We start from the raw sequence: 344 nt of genomic DNA on the forward strand, positions 1-344 counted from the left end.
ATTACCTTTACGACCAAATTGTAGCTGTAGGCGAACTAGTTTCGTCTAAAATTATAGCTGCTTATCTTAACCAGCAAGGTACTTTTTGTGTTTGGCAAGATGCCCGTAATTATATACAAACAGATAACAATTACCGCGAAGCCAATGTACAATGGGATAAAACCACCAAAGAGATACAAAAACATTTGCCTACTTATTTAGCGCAAGGCGTGGTATTAACCCAAGGATTTATAGGTGCCACTAGCGAAAATTTTACGGCTACCTTAGGCAGAGAAGGCTCTGATTATTCTGCCGCCATTTTTAGCGCTGCCTTAGACGCAGAGAAAATGACCATTTGGAAAGAT

At 39.8% G+C, this 344-nt stretch carries 1 pseudogene; it reads left to right on the top strand.

Annotated elements, in window-relative coordinates:
• A pseudogene (locus B3I52_RS07730) lies at positions 1-344 on the top strand (aspartate kinase); the annotation flags it as partial.

The sequence above is a fragment of the Pedobacter sp. UBA4863 genome (assembly GCF_002399615.1).
In the GTDB taxonomy this organism is placed as follows: Bacteria; Bacteroidota; Bacteroidia; order Sphingobacteriales; family Sphingobacteriaceae; genus Pedobacter.